The organism is Streptomyces mutabilis (genome assembly GCF_014649815.1).
In the GTDB taxonomy this organism is placed as follows: domain Bacteria; phylum Actinomycetota; class Actinomycetes; order Streptomycetales; family Streptomycetaceae; genus Streptomyces; species Streptomyces mutabilis.
The window spans coordinates 1-996 of record NZ_BMTT01000098.1 but is presented as its reverse complement, the minus strand read 5'-3'; the positions used below and the strand labels follow the sequence as shown (position 1 = coordinate 996).

The following is a 996-nucleotide window of genomic DNA, read 5'->3' as shown; positions in this document are numbered from 1 at the left end:
CTCCATCTGCTCGGCGATCTTCATGGCCTCCTCGATGAGGGTCTCCACGATCTTGGACTCGGGGACGGTCTTGATGACCTCGCCCTTGACGAAGATCTGGCCCTTGCCGTTGCCGGAAGCCACGCCGAGGTCGGCCTCGCGGGCCTCGCCGGGACCGTTGACGACGCAGCCCATGACGGCGACGCGCAGCGGAACGTCCATGCCGGTCAGGCCGGCGGTGACTTCCTCGGCGAGCTTGTAGACGTCGACCTGGGCGCGGCCGCAGGACGGGCAGGAGACGATCTCCAGGCCGCGCCGGCGCAGGTTCAGCGACTCCAGGATCTGGATGCCGACCTTGATCTCCTCGACCGGCGGGGCGGAGAGGGAGACGCGGATGGTGTCGCCGATGCCCTGGGAGAGCAGCGCGCCGAAGGCGACGGCGGACTTGATGGTGCCCTGGAAGGCGGGCCCGGCCTCGGTGACGCCCAGGTGCAGGGGATAGTCGCACTGCGCGGCGAGCTGCCGGTAGGCCTCGACCATGACGACCGGGTCGTTGTGCTTGACCGAGATCTTGATGTCCCGGAAGTCGTGCTCCTCGAAGAGCGACGCCTCCCACAGGGCGGATTCGGCGAGGGCTTCGGGGGTCGCCTTGCCGTACTTCTGGAGCAGGCGCCGGTCGAGGGAGCCCGCGTTCACACCGATGCGGATCGGGGTGCCGTGGTCCTTGGCCGCCTTGGCGATCTCCTTGACCTGGTCGTCGAACTTCTTGATGTTGCCCGGGTTCACCCGGACCGCCGCGCAGCCCGCCTCGATCGCGGCGAACACGTACTTCGGCTGGAAGTGGATGTCGGCGATCACCGGGATCTGCGACTTCTTCGCGATCACCGGGAGGGCGTCCGCGTCGTCCTGGGTGGGGCAGGCCACGCGCACGATCTGGCAGCCGGACGCCGTCAGCTCGGCGATCTGCTGGAGCGTCGCCCCGATGTCGGACGTACGGGTCGTGGTCATGGACTGCAC

At 68.4% G+C, this 996-nt stretch carries 1 protein-coding gene; it reads right to left on the bottom strand.

The window, feature by feature from the left end; translation table 11 throughout:
* On the bottom strand, positions 1 to 996 hold a 996-nt coding region (gene ispG / locus IE142_RS34810; protein WP_043386902.1), incomplete at both ends, for a flavodoxin-dependent (E)-4-hydroxy-3-methylbut-2-enyl-diphosphate synthase.